Here is an 18,451-nt window from a genome sequence, read left to right as displayed (position 1 = left end):
GGCCGGCGCGCAGCCCGGCAAGCGGGCCGAAGCAATTCCGGGAAAAGCGTAGAACCGGGAAAAGCGCGTAGCGCCTTCCCTTGGAGTTGGGTCAAAGCACAGAGATGGAGCGGTTCGGCGTTTCCGTGAATCGATGAGCCGCTAGTCCGCGGCCTCGATCGCGCCGAGAGGGACGACAATCTGCCGCCGGAACCTGCATAAGTCGGCAATCCACCGCGCGGTCCGCCGGACCTCTCTCCTGATTCGCGCCGTGAGCGGCTTCCTGCGCCTGTTGGCAAGCCCGCTGGCGACCCACTCGGCGTCTCGTTCCGGCGCGAGCAAACTGGGCAACTTGGCGCTAACGAACTGCTCCTGTGCGCACAGGGCTGGAACGAGCTGGTAGATCGTCTTACCGGTCGATGTTGCGAATGCGGGATCAAAAATGAGATTGTCCACTGCCACGTTGACCTCCTCGGTTGCCAGGAGAAGGTCGCGGGCCGCTTCTCTGGAGAGCAGGTAGCCTCCGGCTCCTATGTGGTTCCTGCGCAGTCTGAACATGGAAAAGCCGTGGCCCCCGGAAAACCGTTCTCTCTGGATCACGGTCGTGTGGAAGGTTGTCTCCAGCTTGACGATGTCGGCATCGGCCGGAACCCAGTTCGCATCGGCCAGCAGCGCACCGGCCTTCGCCGAGAACACCACGTCGTCCTCGAACACGGCGCCGTAGGGCGCGTCGCCTTGAACGATCATGGCCCAGCAGGCGCGATGGCTGTGCAGGCAAGCAACCTCGCTGCCGGAAAGCCGTTGTACGGCGTGCAGTGCATGCTGTGGTTGCAGCCCCAGATGCGGATGCTGGCTGCCGTCAATTGCCACCACCCGCTCGAAGGCGATCCCGATGCGGGTAAACTCCGCTGTCATGTGGGCAAGCCGCTCGGGGGACCGATCGAGATTGATGACCAGGCACTTCATGTTGGACCAGCGAATTTTCTACGAAAATTTTGCTTTCACGAAACCGGAACAGCCGTCCAGCGAGAGTCCTCTAGCACAGGTGACGTTATGATTTGTTGATCTTTTCTGGGGATATCCTACGCCGGAGCAGAAAGCCAAGATTTAATAACGGCATATCTTACAGAGGTTACTGGAAGTGTAGATGCGACAGGAAGTGCGGTGAATTTTCTATTCAGGGTCGCCCAAGGCAAGGCGAAATACGAGGCGGAACCAAAATTTTTCCGCGATGAGTTCAAGAAATTTCCGGCCGCAAGTGCAAGATAATCTCGCTTTCACGGATATCTAGTAGGGTTTTTTCCGCTCTGTGTGTCAGGCTGCCTGAGCCTGGAAACAAGTCTATCGGTCTGCTTCGGGTGGATCGAAAGGAACGACCGTGTATCGCCGCATTCGGCAGTAATCAATGATCCATTCGACGATGCGTCTGGTCTCCCTCCTCATTTTCTCGGTGACCGGCCTTCTGTGTTTGATGGTCAGCCCGCTTGCGTCCCATGCCGCATCGCGTTCCTCGACAAGCAAACTTGGCAGTCTGTCGCCGACGAACTGATCCTGTGCGCAAAGCGCGGGAACAAGCTGGTAGATCGTCTTTTCGCCCGACGTGGGGAACGCCGGATTGAAGACGAGATCATCGGCCGCCGCGCTGGCCTGTGCGGTAGCGTCGAGGAGGTCGCGCGCCATTTGCCTCGACAGGATGTAGCCAGCGGTTCCGACGTGGTTCCTGCGTAGCCTGACCAGGGAAAAGCCGTGACCGACGGCGGTTCTTTTCCTTTGGGTCATGGTTTTGATGAAGAATGTTTCGAGCTTGACCGCATCGGCATCAGCCGGAATCCAGCTCACGTCGGCAAGCAGGGCGCCGGCTTTCGCGGAAAACACGACGTCGTCCTCGAAGACGGCGCCATAAGGGGCGTCGTCCTGCGCGATGATGGCCCAGCAGGCGCGATGGCTGTGCATGCAGGCGATCTCGCTGTGGGACAGGCGCCGGATGGAATACATCGCATGCTGCGGCTGCAGCATCAGGTCGGGATGGTCACGCGCATCAATCGCGACGATTCGCTCGAAGGCGATGCCGATGCGGGCAAACTCCGCCGTAATATGGGCAAGGCGGTCAGGAGAGCGATCAAGATTGATGACCAGACACTTCATGTCTTGATTGGATCGGCATCACGTTGGAGGGATCGGCTTATATATTGGCAGGCTGCGCTACGGAATGTGGGCTTTTTCGGGCGAACAGCCCGGGCTGGATCTGGGAAACACGAAAAATCAAAACAACCCTTGACCTTCCAGTTACTGGAAGCACTACCTCCGCAACCAGGCAGAGGATAGAGGCATTCCTGGAATGACGCATTCAGACCACGACCATCGCGGCGATCACCATTCACATGGCGCGCACGGCAGCTGTTGCGCGCCCAAGGGTGCCGATACAGCTCTGCGCGATCCGGTCTGCGGCATGACCGTGGATCCGGACGCCGGCAAGCCGACATCGGAGCATGGCGGCCGCCTCTATCATTTCTGCAGCGAAGGTTGCCGCACGAAATTCCAGGCCGAACCGGAAAAATACATGACGGCCACCGACCCGGTCTGCGGCATGAGCGTCGACCGCTCGACGGCGAAGCATTTCGTGCGCCATGAAGGCCAGGGCTTCTATTTCTGTTCCGCCGGCTGCAAGGCGAAATTCGAGGCGGCACCGCAAACCTATCTCGGCGACAGGCCGGCGCCGGTGCCGCCACCCAAAGGCACGCAATACACGTGCCCGATGCATCCGGAAATCGTCCGCGACAAGCCCGGCTCCTGCCCGATCTGCGGCATGGCACTGGAGCCGATGGGCGTACCAACAGGCGATGAAGGGCCAAATCCCGAACTGGTCGACTTCACCAGGCGGTTCTGGGTCAGCGCGGCTTTGTCGATCCCGCTTCTGATCATCGCCATGGCGCCGATGGTCGGCCTGAGCTTCGAAAACCTGGTCAGCGATCGGACAAAAACCTGGCTGGAGTTGGCCTTGGCAAGCCCGGTGGTGCTTTGGGCCGCCTTTCCCTTCTTTCATCGCGGCTGGGAGTCGATCCTCAACCGCAGTCCGAATATGTGGACGCTGATCTCGCTCGGCGTCGGTGCGGCCTATCTCTACAGCGTCGTCGCCACGCTTTTCCCGGACATCTTTCCGCACCAGTTCCGCGGCCATGGCGGCGCGGTGCCGGTCTATTTCGAAGCTGCCGCCGTCATCGTCGCGCTGGTCTTCCTCGGCCAGGTGCTGGAACTGCGCGCCCGCGAAAAGACCGGATCGGCGATCCGCGCCTTGCTCGATCTGGCGCCAAAGACCGCGCGGCGCATCGCCGAAGACGGTTCCGAGACCGATGTGCCGCTGGACAGCGTTCAGGCTGGAGACCGCCTGCGCATCCGGCCCGGCGATGCCGTGCCGGTCGACGGCACCGTGATTGAAGGGCGCTCCGCCATAGACGAATCTATGATCACGGGCGAGCCGCTACCGGTCGAAAAGGCCGAGGGTGACGCGCTCACCGGTGGCACGCTCAACAGGAACGGCTCGCTGATCATGCGCGCCGAGCGGATCGGGGCCGAGACCACGCTGGCGCGCATCGTCGAACTCGTCGCCAAGGCACAGCGTTCGCGCGCGCCGATCCAGGGCCTTGCCGATCGCGTTTCCTTCTACTTTGTCCCGGCGGTCGTCCTTGTCGCCATCGTGGCATTCATGGCCTGGGCGGTCTTCGGCCCCCAGCCCAGTCTGATCTTCGCCGTCGTCTCGGCGGTCTCGGTACTGATCATAGCCTGTCCCTGTGCGCTCGGCCTCGCCACGCCGATGTCGATCATGACCGCCACCGGGCGCGGGGCGCATGCCGGCGTGCTGATCAAGGAAGCCGCCGCCCTCGAGCGCTTCGCCTCGGTCGACACGCTGATTGTCGACAAGACCGGCACGCTGACCGAAGGCCGGCCGAAACTGACCGATGTTGTCGCTGCCGGAGGCATCGTCGAGAATGAATTGCTGGCGCTTGCCGCCGCCCTGGAAAAAGGCTCGGAGCACCCGCTTGCCGAGGCAATCGTCGAGGGCGCCGGCTCCCGTGACCTGAAGATCGCGGAGGCCAGCGATTTCGAGGCGGTCACCGGCAAGGGTGTTCTTGGCACCGTATCGGGACAGAAGGTCGCGCTCGGCAATGCGGCGATGATGGCCGATCTCGGTATCGACATCGCCTCCATCGCTACCAGGACGGAGACGCTGCAGGCTGAAGGCAAGACGGTGATGTTTGTCGCTGCCGGCAAGACGCTGGCCGGCATCGTCGCCGTCGCCGATCCTATCAAGGCAACCACCGCCGAAGCGATAAAGGCCCTGCATGACAGCGGCCTGAGGATCATCATGGCGACGGGCGACAATGAGCGCACGGCCAGGGCTATCGCCGGGAGTCTCGGCATTGACGAGGTTCGTGCCGGGCTGCTGCCGGAACAGAAGGCAGCTCTGGTCGACGAACTGCGCGGCAAGGGCGCCGGTGTCGCCATGGCCGGCGACGGTGTCAACGACGCGCCGGCCCTGGCCGCCGCGGATGTCGGCATCGCCATGGGCACCGGCGCCGATGTCGCGGTCGAAAGCGCCGGCATCACCCTGGTCAAGGGCGACCTCAACGGAATTGTTCGGGCTCGGACGCTGGCCCAGGCGACGATCGGCAACATCCGGCAGAACCTGTTCTTCGCCTTCCTCTACAATGTCCTTGGCGTGCCGGTGGCCGCCGGCGTGCTCTATCCGCTCACCGGCATGCTTTTGTCGCCGATGCTGGCGGCGGCGGCGATGAGCCTGTCCTCGGTCTCGGTCATCGCAAACGCATTGCGGCTGCGGACGTTGAAACTCTGATCCAAGCCCCCAAATACGAAATCCAACCAACAGGAGACCATGAATGACCTTGGCCAAGAAACTCGTGCTTTTGCTGATGGCGGCCGGAATGCTGCTCGCCGTCTTCCTCGAAAGCGTTCCGGCGCAGAGCGAAGAGATGAAACACGACATGGCCGGCATGTCGACGGACGCGACCAGCCCTTCGACCGAAGGCTACAAGGCGGCGATGGACAAGATGCATGCCGACATGATGGCATCGCGGTATACCGGCAATGCCGACGTCGATTTCGTCCGTGGCATGATCCCGCATCATCAGGGCGCCATCGACATGGCCAAGGTCGAGCTTGCCAACGGCAAGGACCCGGAAATCCGCAAGCTGGCCGAAGGCGTCATCGCCGCCCAGGAAGCCGAGATCAAGCAGATGCAGGACTGGCTGGCCGCCCATCCGGTGAAATAGAGCTTTCGAGGCATCGGAACGTGGGCTGCGGCGAGAACGCTCTGGATTTCTCGTCCGGCCTGTGATGCGATCGGGCCTCAACTGGAGCCTGCCATGCCGTCGAGCGTCAGAACCACCGTGTTGCCGTCTGGCGAAGCCATACCCGTTCTCGGCCAGGGCACATGGAAGATGGGCGAGGATTCCCGCCGGCGCTCCACGGAAGTCGATGCTCTAAAGCTTGGCCTCGATCTCGGCGTCAAGCTGATCGACACCGCCGAAATGTATGCCAGCGGCGGCGCCGAGGAAGTGGTCGCCGAGGCCATTGCCGGGCGCCGCGCCGAGACCTTCCTGGTTTCAAAAGTTCTGCCGTCGAACGCTTCGCGCGCGGGCGTGCAGCGCGCCTGCGAGAACAGTCTGAAGCGCCTGCGCACCGACCGCATCGACCTCTATCTCTTGCATTGGCCGGGCAGCGTGCCTTTGGCGGAGACGGTCGAGGCCTTCGAAGCCTTGAAGAATGCCGGCAAGATCCGCCATTGGGGCGTCAGCAATTTCGACACCGAGGACATGGAGGAGCTCGCCGGTCTGCCCGACGGCGGCAACGTCCAGACCAACCAGGTGCTTTACAATCTGGTCCGGCGCGGGCTCGAGTTCGATCTGGCGCCCTGGAGCCGAAAGCGCGGCATTCCCTTGATGGCCTATTCGCCGGTCGAGCAGGGCGCGCTGGCGCGCAATGCCAGGCTCGACGCCGTCGCCGCCCGCCACAATGCGACCGCCGCTCAAATCGCCCTGGCCTGGGTGATGCATCAGGACGGCGTCGTCGCCATCCCCAAGGCCAGCAGCCAGGAGCACGTCCGCCAGAATTTTGCGGCGTTGGATATCAAGCTTACGGGCGAAGACCTCGCCGATCTCGACCGCGCCTTCCCCCCGCCGACGCGCAAGCGCGGCCTGGAGATGATCTGACTACGTTCCGGCCAGCCCCTTCAGCCGGTACATCGCTTCCAGCGCTTCCCTCGGCGTCATCTCGTCGGGATTGATCTCGCCGAGGGCAGCGCCAAGCGCGTCGCTCTTCACCGGCTTCGGCGCCTCCCGCTTCATCGCCACGGAAAACAGCGGCAAGTCATCGACCAGCCGGTTGGTCTTGCCGGAAACCTCGCCTTCCTCCAACTGGTGCAGGACTTCCTTGGCCCGATCCACCACCGCCTCCGGCAGACCGGCCAGCCGTGCCACCTGCACGCCGTAGGAACGGTCGGCCGCACCCTTGCCGACCTCGTGCAGGAAGACGACGTCGCCTTCCCATTCCTTGACCCGCATGGTGACGTTGTGCAGCCGCGCCAGTTTGCCGGCGAGCGACGTCATCTCGTGGAAATGGGTGGCGAAGATTGCCCGGCAACGGTTCTTCTCATGCAGATACTCCACCGCCGCCCAGGCGATCGACAGCCCGTCGAAAGTGGCGGTGCCGCGGCCGATCTCATCGAGGATCACCAGGGCTCGCTCGCCGGCCTGGTTGAGGATGGCCGCCGTCTCGACCATCTCGACCATGAAGGTCGAACGGCCGCGCGCCAGGTCGTCCGAAGCGCCGACGCGCGAGAACAGCCGGTCGACGACACCGATATGGGCCGATGCCGCCGGCACGAAGGAGCCGGTCTGCGCCAGGATCGCGATCAGCGCGTTTTGCCGCAGGAACGTCGATTTACCGCCCATGTTCGGGCCGGTCAGCAGCCAGATCGCGCCGTTCTTGGCGCTCCCCTCCGGCGAGAGATCGCAATCATTGGCGACGAACGGTCCCTCGCCGGAACGGCGCAGCGCCTGTTCGACCACCGGATGCCGGCCGCCGGAAATCTCGAAGGCGAGGCTGGAATCCACCACCGGCCGGCACCACGCCTCGCTTTCCGAAAGCAGCGCGAGTGCCGCCGACACGTCGAGCACGGCAAGCGCATCGGCGCCGGCGCGGATCGCCTCGGCCTCGCCGACCGCTTCCGCCGTCAGCGTATCGAAGGCGGCCAGTTCGATGCTCAGCGCCCGGTCGGCGGCATTGGCGATCTTGGTCTCGAGTTCGGCAAGCTCGGTCGTGGTGAAGCGCATGGCGTTGGCCATAGTCTGGCGGTGAATGAAGCGCGCCTTGGCGCCATCGCTGCCGGTCATGACCGCGTGGTGGTTGGCGGTCACCTCGATATAGTAACCCAGCACGTTGTTGTGCCGGATCTTCAGCGAACGGATGCCGGTCTCCTCGATCAGCGAACGTTCCAACGCCGCGATCACCTTTCGCGACTCGTCGCGCAGCGCGCGCATCTCGTCGAGTTCCGGGTGGTAGCCCCCGCGAACGAAGCCGCCATCGCGCTTGAGCAGCGGCAGTTCGTCGCCAAGCGCTTGCGTCAGGCGCTGCGCAAGCGGCTTGGGCAACGCATGAATGGCGGCAAGTGCAGCCGCCAATTCCTGGGGCAGGGTGATCGCGGCAAAGGTCTCTGCGATGGCGCCCGCCGCCTCGAAGCCGGCGCGCAACGCACCGAGGTCGCGCGGGCCGCCGCGGTTGAGCGCCAGCCTGGACAAAGCGCGCGGCATGTCAGCGACGCTTTTCAGGCTCGCCCGCACCGCCTGGCAAAGCCGCGTTTCGGAGCGGAAGAACGACACCGAGTCCAGTCGTGCGCCGATCGCCGCCGGGTCGGTCAGCGGCGCCATCAGCCGGTCGGCAAGCAGCCTTGCGCCGCCGCCGGTTACCGTACGGTCGATCGCCTTGAACAGCGAGCCTTCGCGGCTGCCGGACAGCGTGCGCAGGAGCTCGAGATTGCCGCGCGTCGCCGGATCGATGAACAGGGTCGAGCCCTGCTCTTCACGCTCAGGGCGCGACAGCGGCGGGCGTTCTGCCTTCTGCGTCTTCTCGACATAAGCGATGGCGCCCGAGATAGCCGACAGTTCGGCCCGCGAAAACGTGCCAAAACTGTCTGGTGTCGCCACCTCGAAGAAACGAGCGATGCGCCCGGTGGCAGAGGCCGAATCGAACAGCGATGGCGGTTGCGGGTTGGCGACGCGGCCAAGCACGTCGAACACAGGCTTCAGCTCCGGATCATAAAACACCGGCTCGGCAACGATCAGCTCGCGCGGATCGACCCGGAAGATGTCGGCGAGCAGGCGGTCGCCGGTGGTCTCGGCGACGCGGAAGGCGCCCGTCGAGATGTCGATCCAGGCCAGCGCAAACGAATGGTCCGCCCCACCCTTTACCCGCCCCAGCGCCATCAGGAAGCTTGATTCCGATGGCGCCAGCAATTTGTCCTCGGTGATGGTGCCCGGCGTCACCAGCCGCACCACGTCGCGGCGCACCACCGATTTGGAGCCGCGCTTCTTCGCCTCGGCCGGATCCTCGATCTGTTCGCAGACGGCGACGCGGAATCCCTGGCCGATCAGCTTCTGCAGATAATCGTCGGCAGCATGCACCGGCACGCCGCACATCGGGATGTCGTGGCCCTGGTGCTTGCCGCGCTTGGTCAGGACGATGCCCAGCGCGCGGCTCGCCTTTTCGGCATCGTCGAAGAACAGCTCGTAGAAATCGCCCATGCGGTAGAACAGCAGAGAATCCGGGTTCGCCGCCTTGATCTCGATGAACTGCTCCATCATCGGCGTCACCGCGGCCGTGCCGGGCTGTGGCGGCGTCATCACCTCGGGGGCGTCGGGCTCGTTCGGGCTGTGCATGTTCATGGCCCGGCACGCTAGCAGATGTGATGGCCAGGTTTAATGCCGGGTCATCTAAAAGCAGGGGAAGACCGAGGCTAGAGGTGCCCGCAATTTCTATACGATCCGCGATTCAGGCGTCGTGGCGGTTTACACGCGGCGGCGCGTGGTCTTAATTCGGACCGAAACAAAGCACCCGCCTCAAGGAGGTGCTGCACCGGCGAGGAAATCAAAAAGCATCATGGCAAGGAAAACCGAGAACAGCGGTCCGTCCGTCAGCGCGCAGGAAGCGCTCGAATTCCACGCCATGGGCAGGCCTGGCAAGCTGGAGATCGTCGCCACCAAGCCGATGACGACGCAGCGCGATTTGAGCCTCGCCTATTCGCCAGGCGTAGCCGTGCCGGTGCGCGCCATCGCCGAGGATCCCAGCCGGGCCTTCGATTACACGACGCGCGGCAACATGGTCGCCGTCATCTCCAACGGTACCGCCATCCTTGGCCTCGGCAATCTCGGCGCGCTGGCCTCCAAGCCGGTGATGGAAGGCAAGGCGGTGCTGTTCAAGCGCTTCGCCGATGTCGATTCCATCGACCTCGAGGTCGACACCGAGGATGCCGACGAGTTCATCAATTGTGTGCGCTTCCTCGGTCCTTCCTTCGGCGGCATCAACCTCGAGGACATCAAGGCGCCGGAATGCTTCATCATCGAGCAGCGGCTGCGCGAACTGATGGACATCCCTGTCTTCCATGATGACCAGCACGGCACCGCCATCATCTCGGCAGCCGGCCTGATCAACGCGCTGGAAGTCACCGGCCGCGACATGAAGACCACGAAGCTGGTCTGCAACGGCGCGGGTGCCGCCGGCATCGCCTGCATCGAGCTGATGAAAGCGATGGGCTTCGCGCCGGAAAACATCATCCTGTGCGACACCAAGGGCGTGGTCTTCCGGGGCCGCACCGAAGGCATGAATCAGTGGAAGTCGGCGCATGCGGTCAAGACAGATGCGCGCAGCCTCGCCGAGGCGCTCGACGGCGCGGACGTCTTCCTCGGCCTCTCGGCCAAGGGCGCGCTGACCACCGCCATGGTGCAATCGATGGCCAAGAACCCGATCATCTTCGCCATGGCCAATCCCGATCCGGAAATCACGCCGGAGGAAGTGGCCGAGATCCGCACCGACGCCATCATGGCGACGGGACGCTCGGACTATCCGAACCAGGTCAACAACGTGCTCGGTTTCCCCTACATTTTCCGCGGCGCGCTGGACGTGCGGGCCACCACCATCAATGACGATATGAAGATCGCCGCGGCCAGAGCGCTCGCCGAACTGGCGCGCCAGGACGTGCCCGACGACGTCGCCGCCGCCTACCAGGGCAACCGGCCGAAATTCGGCCCCAATTACATCATTCCCGTGCCGTTCGACCCGCGTCTGATCTCGGCCATTCCGCTGGCCGTCGCCAAAGCGGCGATGGATTCGGGCGTCGCCCGCAAGCCGATCCTCGACCTCGACCGCTACGCGCAGGAACTGTCGGCCCGCCGCGACCCGATCGCTTCGACCCTGCAGCGCATCTACGACCGCGTGCGCCGCCAGCCAAAGCGCATCGTCTTCGCCGAGGGCGAGGAGGAGCAGGTGATGCGCGCCGCCGTCTCCTATGTGAACCAGCGGCTCGGCACCGCCATCCTGCTTGGCCGTGACGATGTCATCAAGGAAAACGCCAAGCAAGCAGGCATCGACCTCAACAAGCAAGGCATCGAGATCATCAATGCCCGGCTGTCGCGCCGCAACGGCATCTACACCGACTATCTCTATGAGCGCATGCAGCGGAAGGGGTTCCTGTTCCGCGACTGCCAGCGCCTGATCAACAACGACCGCAACCACTTCGCCGCCTGCATGGTGGCGCTGGGCGACGCCGATGGCATCGTCACCGGTGTGACCCGCAACTATTCGACCGCGCTTGACGATATCCGGCGCGTCATCGACGCCAAGCCCGGCCACCGCGTCATCGGCGTGTCGATCGTGTTGGCGCGGGGCAAGACCGTGCTGGTCGCGGACACCGCCGTGCACGACATGCCGAACGCCGAGCAGATCGCCGACATCGCCGAGGAGGCGGCTGGCTTTGCCCGCCGAATGGGCTATGAGCCGAGGCTTGCCATGCTCGCCTATTCCACCTTCGGCCATCCGCAGGGCGAGCGCTCCGAGCGCGTCCAGGAAGCGGTGCGCATCCTCGACAAGCGCCGCGTCGATTTCGAATATGACGGCGAGATGGCCGCCGACGTCGCGCTCAACGCGCGCGCCATGGCGCAATACCCGTTCATCCGCCTCACCGGCCCGGCCAATGTCCTGGTCATGCCCGCCTTCCACTCGGCCTCGATCTCGACCAAGATGTTGCAGGAACTGGGCGGCTCGACGGTGATCGGCCCGCTGCTGGTCGGCTTGAACAAGCCGGTCCAGATCGTGTCGCTGAACGCCAAGGATAGCGACATCGTCAACATGGCGGTGATCGCGGCGTACACGGCGGGGACTTGACTACGGCATCACACATTTCCAAGCAGCCGGTGTTTGGCGATAACGTGCATGGCAGGTTGGCGCATGCATTCCCTTGTGCCGCGCTGGTCGACCCCCACTCCGTCTCGGCTTCGCCGAGACACCTCTCCCCCGATCGACGGGGTAGAGGAAAGGCACCAAATTCTTTATCGTCAACGCTTGTCCGGCAACGCTCCCTTCTTTTCCCTCCGGAGGGGGGAAAGGTGGCGCTGCGAAGCAGCGGCGGATTGGGGGAACCACATCGCAATCAAGTTTCGGGCCGATCAGCCGCCCTAATCACGGAAGATGCGTGCGTCACCTAGAGGGCTTAAGGCGAGAGCCATTGCAGACGAAAGCCAACAGCCGTTAGGCTAGCCCGGCGCGAACGCCCGCGCCGCTTCGACCACGTCCCCCACCTGATCCTGCCGCAGCAGGTCGATCGGAATGCGCCCGTCGAGCTCTGCCGCCGGGCGTGTCAGCCACAGCCACACCAGCCTCGGATTGCCGATCTGCTTGAGCACGTCGCTTATGCCTGCCACCGGCCTGCCGTCGACGAACTGCGCCAGCGGGAAGACGTGTTTGCGGCCGCCCTTGCGCAAGGCGATGACATCGCCGCGCCTTTGCCAGCGATGCAGGGTCGAGCGGGCTATGCCAAGGTTTTCTTCCAGGTAGGTCGAACCGGCGACACGGCCGGCCCAGTCCTCGATCAGCATCGATTCGAGGTCGTCGGACCGCTGCGGTGCAGAAAGCGGCTCATCGGCCAGCAAAGCTGTCAATCGGTTTGTGCCGGCAGTGCCGGCTTCGCTGCGGCGCGCGGCTTCCGCCGCCAGCGCGCGCACGAATTTCGAGGCAAGGCCGGGAAGGTCGGCATGGATGGCGTCGATGGCCCTCTGGTGCTTCGGCGACAGCAAGGTGACGGCGGATGCTATGCTGCCGGCGATCTTGCCGACAGAGACCACGGTGGACTGGTTTATGGCCTCGTCATAGTGGGCAAGCGCGCGCTCGACGTCCTCCGCGACCATTTCCGCGAAGTCGTCCTGTCCAAGACCAGGTGTCTGAAATCTGCTCATGCATATGTCTTCCGGCCGCGCGCGTTCCTCCCTCAGCCGCGGCCGATTGCTGAATTTCTAGTACGGAAAACGGAGATCGCGGCGGCAACGCATCGCGCTGCCCGACAGCTTGCTGTCTTGCATTTTTCAACACCCCATCTGGCTGCGGGCGTCCCGAAATGTCAGTCACGGGACACTCACGATTTCGTGTAGGGGCGATATGTGACAACCGCGCGACGGCGAGCGGGATGGTCCGGCTGCCGATCTCCTCCCTCGTGGGGGAGAGCTGCAGACGCTGTTACAACAACCCCGCCAGTTCCGCCTCGCGGCGCAGATTTTGCCGCGGCCTTGGGCCGATCTGCTGGATCACCAGTCCGGCCGCCAGCGAGCCGAGGTCGCCGCAGGTCTTGAGGTCGCGGCCTTGCGTGTAGCCATGCAGGAAACCGGCGGCGTAGAGATCGCCGGCGCCGGTCGTGTCGACCAGCTCCCGGATCGCCGTCGCCTGGATGACCACGGTCTCGTCGCCGCGCACGATGACCGAACCCTTTTCCGAACGGGTCACGGCGGCTAGTCTGCAGTCCTTGCGGATCTTGGCCAGCGCCTCGTCGAAGGACGATGTCTGGTAGAGCGACTTGATCTCGTGACTGTTGGCGAAGACGATGTCGACCGTGCCCGAGCGCATGAGGTCGAGGAACTCGTCGCGGTAGCGGTCGACGCAGAACGAATCCGACAGCGTCATTGAGACTTCGCGGCCCGCCGCGTGCGCCAGCTTCGCCGTCTGCCGAATCGCTTCCTTGGCGCGTGGCGGGTCCCACAGATAGCCCTCGAAATAAGTGACCTTGGCGCCCGAGGCCTTTTCGGCCTCGACATCCTCGGGGCCGAGTTCGACACAGGCACCGAGATAGGTGTTCATCGAACGCTCGCCGTCGGGGGTGACGAAGATCATCGAGCGCGCCGTCGGCGGCTCGCCGTTGAGCGGCTTGGTGTCGAAGGCGACGCCCTGCGCATGGATGTCGTGCGCGTAGATTTCGCCGAGCGCATCGTTGGAGACCTTGCCGAAGAAGGCGGCGCGTCCGCCGAAGGAGGCGACGCCTGCCGCTGTGTTGCCTGCGCTGCCGCCGGAGGCCTCGATCGCCGGGCCCATGCGGCTGTAGAGCAGTTCGGCGCGCCGCGTATCAATGAGGTTCATCGCGCCCTTGATGATGCCGTTGGTTTCGAGGAATTCCTCCTCGCACTGGGCGATGATGTCGACAATGGCATTGCCAATGCAAAGCACGTCATAATCCGGCATCAATATCTCCGCCAAAACCCGAGCCGGCTTCTTGCCACGCTGGCCGGGCGCGGGTTTAGCGATTAACGACAGCTTTGCCTAGAGCACGACTCAACTTTGGCGGGATCGCCCCAGAACAGCGCATCAACATCCAGGCGCTAACGACAATTCGACCGTGGACGAAGCGTTTCATCACCGCATTGCCTACAAATCGGGCCTGATCGACAGCACCGGAAGACGGCGAGCCCATGTCCGCGAAGAACGACACGACCATCGACCTGGCGCTGCTTGCCGTACTGGCGGTACTGTGGGGCGCCTCCTACACTTTCATCAAGATCGGCGTCGAGACGATCCCGCCGGTCACCTTCATCGCCGCCCGCACCTTGATCGCCGGCGGCATCCTGTTCGCCATCATCCGCTGGCGCGGGCTGGCCATGCCCGTCGATGCGGCAAGCTGGCGCCGCTTCGCCTTCCAGGCATGCCTCAACAGCGTCATACCATTCACGCTGATCGCTGCCGCCGAGCGCTCGGTCGATGCCGGCCTGGCCACGATCCTCAATGCGACCTCGCCGATCTTCACTTTCGTCTTCACCGCGCTCATCACCCGCCATGAGCCGGTGACCGTGCGCAAGCTGATCGGTGTCGGCGCCGGCATGGCAGGCATCTGCTTCATTGTCGGCACGCAGGCGCTGGGTGGTCTCGGTCACGAACTCTGGGCGCAGGTCGCCATCGTCGTGGCAACGATCTGCTATGCGGGTGCGGCGATCTTCGGCCGTGGCTTCAAGGGCCTCGATCCGATGTTGCCGGCCGCCGGTTCGATGCTGTGCGGCGCGTTCATGCTGGTGCCGCTCAGCCTGTTGGTCGACCAGCCATGGACGCTGACACCCTCGATGGCATCGACCCTGGCCCTGCTTGGCCTGTCGGTGTTTTCGACTGCGCTGGCCTTCGTCATCTATTTTCGCCTCATCCACACGCTGGGTTCGGTCGGCACGACATCGCAGGCCTATCTGCGCGTACCGATCGGCGTCGGCATCGGCGCTGTCTTCCTCGGCGAAAGCCTGGGGCCAACGGCATGGCTGGGCATGGCCTTTGTCGTGGTAGGCGTCGCGGCCATGACGATCCCGGTCAGAAAGCCGGCGTTTGCCCGATAGCGATACGCGCTTGTGCTCAAGAGCCGCGCTGCCTATCTCGTGAACGTCCCGCCTTTACGGCGCTGTCGCTGACTTGGGGTTGAAGCACGGTGATTTTCGACGCTGCCCGCACCGCGGCCCTCGAACTGCTCTCGCCGCCGTTTCGCGCCGTGTTCATCAAGACGCTTGGCCTGACCGTGCTGGCGCTGGTCGCCTTGTGGTTCGGCCTGACCAGCCTGGTCGAATGGCTGGCGCTTCCGTGGCTGCAGGCCCTGTTGCCCGGCATGCCCTCCTGGGCCGGCTGGCTGGGCGGCATCATCGCGGCAATAGCGCTTGCCTTCGGCACGGCGCTGCTCGTCGCGCCGGTGACGGCTGTGATCGCCGGCCTGTTCCTCGACGATGTCGCCGAAGTGGTCGAGCGCACCGACTATCCCGGTGACCCGATTGGGCGCGCAATGCCGGCGCTGCGCTCGCTGGTGCTGGCGATAAAATTCCTCGGCGTCGTCATCCTCGGCAACATCGTCGCCTTGCTGCTCCTGCTGGTGCCGGGCATCAACATTGCCGCCTTCTTCGTCGTCAACGGCTATTTGCTCGGCCGCGAATTCTTCGAATTTGCCGCGATGCGCTTTCGCGGCGAAGACGAAGCCAGGGCCTTGCGAAGGCAGTATGCCGGCACGGTCTTTGTCGCCGGGCTGGTCATCGCCGCCTTCCTCGCCGTGCCGTTGCTCAATTTGGTGACGCCGCTCTTCGCCGCCGCCATGATGGTGCACCTGCACAAGGCGATTTCGGCGCGGGAAGCGGCACGTCGCTCGCGGAGCTAAGCGCGGCTCAACGGAGCAGGAAACCTCGCCCCAGCTCGTCATCGGGCTCGACGATGAATTCCGTCCGCCCGCAATAGTAGGCGCGGCCGCCGACGCGGGCGATGATCGCCTCATGCGGGCCGGCCCGAGCCGTCCGCGCCACCGCGCCGGAAAAATGCGATCCGGCGATGCTCTCGAAAGTCCGCGTCTGCCCGATAGCGATCTCGCCCTTGGCAAGCATGGCGGCGAGGCGGGCGGTGACGCCAGAGCCGGTCGGCGAGCGGTCGACCTCGGCCTCGGCGAAGACGCAGATGTTCTTGGTCACCTCGCCGGAAAACGCGTCGCGTCCGTCGGTCAGGATTGTGCCGTAGAGAAAGGCGAGGTCGGCGTGGTCGGGATGCGACAGCGGGAATTCTGCCTTGAGCCTGTTCGTCAGCGTCGTTGCGGCATCGACGAAATCGCGCACGCGATCACGGCCGAATTCCAGTCCGAACTGATGGCAGTCCGCCAGCGCGTAGAAAGCGCCGCCATAAGCGATGTCGAAGCCGATCTTGCCATACCCTGTCAGCTCGATCTGCTGGTCACCGGCTAACAGGAAGGCCGGCACGCTCTCGAACGACACGGCGCCGGCCTTGCCGTCCAGAACCTCGACCGAAGCGACGACCAGGCCGCACGGCGCCTCGATGTTGACGGTCGTGATCGGCTCCTGCTTCGCCACCAGCCCTTCATCGATGGCGTAGCGGCCGAGGGCGACGATGGCGTGGCCGCACATGGTCGAATAGCCCTCATTGTGCATGAACAGCACCGCGAGATCGGCCCCCGGCAAGTCGGGCTCGACCAGCAGGGCGCCGTACATATCGTAATGGCCGCGCGGCTCGAACATCAGGATTTTTCTGAGATGGTCGAGATGGTCGCGCACATAGGCGCGCTTTTCCAGGATGGTGCCCTTCGGGATACGGGGATAGCCGCCGGTGACGATCCTCAGCGGCTCGCCGCCCGTATGCATGTCGACGACGGTCAGCGTCATGCGCCCAGCCTGTTCATCATGATGGCTTGCTGTATAGCGCCTGCAACTTGCCGAAAGGCATGGCGGCGCGGGTGAAGCCGAACGTGCCGTCCTGCTGGATCTCGCGCGCCGCCGTCTCCAGCATGCCGTAGGCGAAATTGGTCAGCCACGGCCCGAGTGAAATGCGCTTCACGCCGGCCATGGCAAGATCGGCGATGGTAAAGCCCGGCTTTGCCATGACATTGACCGGCTTGCCGACCGCCGAGCAGATCGTGCGCACCATCTCGATGTCGCCGATCCCCGGCGCATAGACCACGTCGGCCCCAGCCTTCTCGAAGGCCTGCAACCGCTTGATCGTGTCGTCGAGATCGGTTCTGCCCCAGAGGAAATTTTCGGCGCGCGCGGTGAACACGAAATCTCGCTTCAGCGCCCGCGCCGCCTCCACCGCCGCGGCGACGCGCTCGACCGCATGCGAAAAATCGTAGATAGGCTTGTCGGGATCGCCGGTGTGGTCCTCGATCGAGCAGCCGGCAAGGCCGGCCGCTTCCGCCGCGAAGATGGTTTCGGCGGCCCGCTCGGCGCTGTCGCCCTTGCCTCTCTCGAGATCTGCCGAGACCGGCAGGTCGGTCGCCGCCGTCACCTCGCGGCAGTGATGGATCATCTGCTCGAAGGTCACCGAGCCGTCCGGCAGGCCGCGCGAAAACGCGAAGCCGGCGCTGGTCGTCGCCAGTGCCTTGAAACCGAAGGAGCCGAGCAGCTTGGTCGTGCCCGGATCCCAGGGATTGGGCATGACGAAGGTCGAGGCATGCAGGTCGCGAAAGATCTTGCCCTTGTCCATGAATGCTCCCCATCACGAGTTTTGGGCGGATGCTACCGCGCTGTCTCAAGTCGGGCAAACGAATGCGTTTGGCTCAGAAGCGTTTCGCGTTCTCTGCTGACAATTTCTCGAACGCGTCGGAATCCTTGACGTAGTGCGATGTCTTCTTGTCCCAATGGTAGGTGACGGAAATGTCGTGCGACGCTGCCTTGGGCGCGGCCTCATCGCAATTTTCACCACTCGGCACGGTGGCGTCGGTCGCCGTCACCTTGATCGCCGCATAAGGCTTTCCGTCGTCAAGCGTCAGGAAGGCCAGGTCCTGGGTGCGTTTGTAGGCGCAGACGTTTTCGTCGAACGTGTTGATCGTGTCGACCAATTGAAGGCGATCCTCGCGAGGCAGGATCAGCAGCGTACTCACATAGCCCTGGTTCGAATTGAAATGCGTGCTCATGGAGATGAGCACATCGTCGCCGGCGCCGATCGAAAGCTTGTTAGGCTCGCGGAAATAGGTGCTGCGGTCGACCGCGACATTGGCCGCATCGAGCAGTTTCGGCTTGGCCGCGAGGTCGTAGAGCGCCAGCACCGCATAGCCTTCGGCACTGTCGGGAGAGTCGCCGAGATCGAACAGCATCGCCAGCCGATCCTTGCCGCCGGCCTTGATGGGAAGCACCGCAGCATTGGGCAGGCTCGTCGTCTGCGGCGGCGAGCCGCCGTCATCGCCACCGGCAATGTGGCGCATGTCGATCGGCAATCCGCCCTTGTAGAAACCGTCCTTGTCGGCGGCGAGGTCCGGGATGACCATCTTGGCCAGGTCGAGATAGGTGATGTCGCCGCGGCCGGGCAGCGGGCTGTTGAATTCGGGAAAACTCACGGCCTGCGCGCCGGCCGCCATCCACAACAACGGCAGCAGTATCAAGGCGAGCATGAGGCGGAGCAGGTTCGTCGGCATGAG

At 63.9% G+C, this 18,451-nt stretch carries 14 protein-coding genes; 6 read left to right on the top strand and 8 right to left on the bottom strand.

Features of this window, described 5'->3' with window-relative positions; genetic code table 11:
- Positions 1 to 141 precede the first annotated feature (141 nt).
- Both EB815_RS00950 and EB815_RS34215 read right to left on the bottom strand, forming a co-directional pair.
- Positions 142 to 945 carry a glycosyltransferase family 25 protein gene (locus EB815_RS00950; RefSeq protein WP_056569558.1) on the bottom strand — a complete coding sequence of 268 codons (804 nt, stop codon included), beginning with the start codon at positions 943 to 945 and terminating at the stop codon, positions 142 to 144.
- A 375-nt stretch (positions 946 to 1,320) separates the two neighbouring features.
- Positions 1,321 to 2,124 carry a glycosyltransferase family 25 protein gene (locus tag EB815_RS34215; protein WP_056569560.1) on the bottom strand — a complete coding sequence of 268 codons (804 nt, stop codon included), beginning with the start codon at positions 2,122 to 2,124 and terminating at the stop codon, positions 1,321 to 1,323.
- Between the two features lie 193 nt (positions 2,125 to 2,317).
- Here EB815_RS34215 and EB815_RS00940 point away from each other — a divergent pair, with 193 nt between their 5' ends.
- From EB815_RS00940 to EB815_RS00930, 3 genes are all read left to right on the top strand, one after another.
- Positions 2,318 to 4,831: a heavy metal translocating P-type ATPase gene (locus EB815_RS00940; protein ID WP_056569563.1), complete on the top strand. Its 2,514-nt coding sequence runs from the start codon at positions 2,318 to 2,320 to the stop codon at positions 4,829 to 4,831.
- Positions 4,832 to 4,874: 43 nt separating this feature from the next.
- Positions 4,875 to 5,267 (top strand): CopM family metallochaperone, encoded by a 393-nt coding sequence (gene copM / locus EB815_RS00935; protein WP_056569566.1) that lies wholly within the window; start codon positions 4,875 to 4,877, stop codon positions 5,265 to 5,267.
- A gap of 93 nt (positions 5,268 to 5,360) precedes the next feature.
- Positions 5,361 to 6,206, top strand: a complete 846-nt coding sequence (locus EB815_RS00930) for an aldo/keto reductase (protein ID WP_056569568.1) — start codon at positions 5,361 to 5,363, stop codon at positions 6,204 to 6,206.
- Here EB815_RS00930 and mutS read toward each other — a convergent pair whose 3' ends face one another.
- Positions 6,207 to 8,894 carry a DNA mismatch repair protein MutS gene (gene mutS, locus EB815_RS00925; RefSeq protein WP_244494036.1) on the bottom strand — a complete coding sequence of 896 codons (2,688 nt, stop codon included), beginning with the start codon at positions 8,892 to 8,894 and terminating at the stop codon, positions 6,207 to 6,209.
- Between the two features lie 256 nt (positions 8,895 to 9,150).
- On the opposite strand from mutS, the gene EB815_RS00920 reads away from it, so the two are divergent.
- Entirely contained in the window at positions 9,151 to 11,430 is a 2,280-nt protein-coding gene (locus EB815_RS00920; RefSeq protein WP_056569574.1) for an NADP-dependent malic enzyme, read from the top strand.
- 368 nt (positions 11,431 to 11,798) lie between these two features.
- Here the strand turns inward: EB815_RS00920 and EB815_RS00915 are convergent, their stop codons facing one another.
- Both EB815_RS00915 and EB815_RS00910 read right to left on the bottom strand, forming a co-directional pair.
- Positions 11,799 to 12,497 carry an antitoxin Xre/MbcA/ParS toxin-binding domain-containing protein gene (locus EB815_RS00915; protein ID WP_056569577.1) on the bottom strand — a complete coding sequence of 233 codons (699 nt, stop codon included), beginning with the start codon at positions 12,495 to 12,497 and terminating at the stop codon, positions 11,799 to 11,801.
- A gap of 277 nt (positions 12,498 to 12,774) precedes the next feature.
- Positions 12,775 to 13,767 (bottom strand): adenosine kinase, encoded by a 993-nt coding sequence (locus EB815_RS00910; protein ID WP_056569580.1) that lies wholly within the window; start codon positions 13,765 to 13,767, stop codon positions 12,775 to 12,777.
- Between the two features lie 227 nt (positions 13,768 to 13,994).
- Between EB815_RS00910 and EB815_RS00905 the strand changes: the two genes are divergently transcribed.
- Together EB815_RS00905 and EB815_RS00900 are read left to right on the top strand one after the other, a co-directional pair.
- A complete protein-coding gene (locus EB815_RS00905; protein ID WP_056569582.1) occupies positions 13,995 to 14,897 on the top strand; it encodes an EamA family transporter in 903 nt (300 codons plus the stop codon).
- A gap of 89 nt (positions 14,898 to 14,986) precedes the next feature.
- Positions 14,987 to 15,697, top strand: a complete 711-nt coding sequence (locus EB815_RS00900) for a sulfate transporter family protein (protein WP_056569586.1) — start codon at positions 14,987 to 14,989, stop codon at positions 15,695 to 15,697.
- 7 nt (positions 15,698 to 15,704) lie between these two features.
- On the opposite strand, the gene EB815_RS00895 is transcribed toward EB815_RS00900, so the two are convergent.
- The 3 genes from EB815_RS00895 to EB815_RS00885 form a co-directional block, all read right to left on the bottom strand.
- The gene (locus tag EB815_RS00895; RefSeq protein ID WP_056569588.1) at positions 15,705 to 16,703 is read right to left on the bottom strand and encodes a proline racemase family protein; all 999 of its coding nucleotides are present in this window, start codon (positions 16,701 to 16,703) and stop codon (positions 15,705 to 15,707) included.
- 16 nt (positions 16,704 to 16,719) lie between these two features.
- Positions 16,720 to 17,520, bottom strand: coding sequence for an isocitrate lyase/PEP mutase family protein (locus EB815_RS00890; protein ID WP_056569591.1), 801 nt, complete (start codon positions 17,518 to 17,520; stop codon positions 16,720 to 16,722).
- A gap of 73 nt (positions 17,521 to 17,593) precedes the next feature.
- On the bottom strand, positions 17,594 to 18,448 hold the full coding sequence (locus EB815_RS00885; protein WP_056569594.1) for a hypothetical protein: 855 nt from the start codon (positions 18,446 to 18,448) through the stop codon (positions 17,594 to 17,596).
- Between the last annotated feature and the right edge of the window lie 3 nt (positions 18,449 to 18,451).

Source organism: Mesorhizobium loti (assembly GCF_013170705.1).
GTDB lineage: Bacteria > Pseudomonadota > Alphaproteobacteria > Rhizobiales > Rhizobiaceae > Mesorhizobium > Mesorhizobium loti_D.
This window is presented reverse-complemented; position numbering and strand designations above follow the sequence as displayed.